The sequence below is a fragment of the Acinetobacter sp. 12966 genome, from assembly GCF_031196995.1.
GTDB lineage: Bacteria > Pseudomonadota > Gammaproteobacteria > Pseudomonadales > Moraxellaceae > Acinetobacter > Acinetobacter geminorum.
Genome location: NZ_JAVIMC010000127.1, coordinates 1 through 916, shown reverse-complemented (window position 1 = coordinate 916; position 916 = coordinate 1). Strand labels below are relative to the sequence as shown.

At 49.1% G+C, this 916-nt stretch carries 1 pseudogene; it reads left to right on the top strand.

Annotation, left to right across the window (positions count from 1 at the left end):
• Positions 1-884 (top strand): annotated as a pseudogene (locus tag RFW85_RS17765) (IS66-like element ISAba46 family transposase); the annotation flags it as partial.
• Positions 885-916: the final 32 nt, after the last annotated feature.

Here is a 916-nt window from a genome sequence, read left to right as displayed (position 1 = left end):
TTGGTCGCTGCGGTGTGGAACTGGAACCTCTGGCCAATGCCTTAAAACAGGTGGTGCTGCAACAGCGGGTGATCCATGCCGATGAAACGCCGGTCACCATTATGCGGATGGGTGAGAATGAGAAAAAACCGAAGAAAGGTTATGTCTGGGCCTATGCCACCACACAGTACAATCCAGTTCAAGCGGTGATCTATGACTTTCAGGATAGCCGTTCAGGTCAGCATGCAGAAGAGTTCCTGAATGGCTGGCAGGGCCATCTGGTCTGTGATGATTACAGTGGTTATAAAGCACGCTTTAAATCAGGCGATGTCATTGAGGTGGGCTGCATGGCACATGCACGTCGTAAATTTCATGAACTGCATGTGACCGGGAAAAGTCAGATCGCTGAACAGGCATTAGTGCTGATTCAGAAACTGTATGCCATAGAAGCAGAACTCAGGAAAAAGACCGATAGTACAGCAGAACACCGCCGCGAATACCGACAACAGCACAGCCAACCGGTGAGGCAACAACTGTATGAATGGCTCAACCAACATGATCTGACGGTGCCATCGAGTTCTCCAACCGCCAAGGCGATCAATTACAGTCTGAAGCGTTGGCCAGCCTTAAGCCGCTATCTGGATGATGGCAATCTACCCATTGACAATAACTGGGCAGAGAACTCAATGCGTCCCTGGGCATTGGGCCGTAAGAACTGGTTGTTTGCAGGTTCGCTGCGCAGTGGACAGCGAGCGGCAAATATCATGACTTTAATCCAGTCAGCAAAGCTGAATGGCTTGGATCCGTATGCCTATTTAAGTGATGTGCTGAAAAAGCTACCGACACATAAAGTGACCCAGATTGAAGAGTTACTGCCACACTGCTGGAAACCTAAATCGAATTAAAAAATTGGTATGGGATTCAGCGGACGCTTACG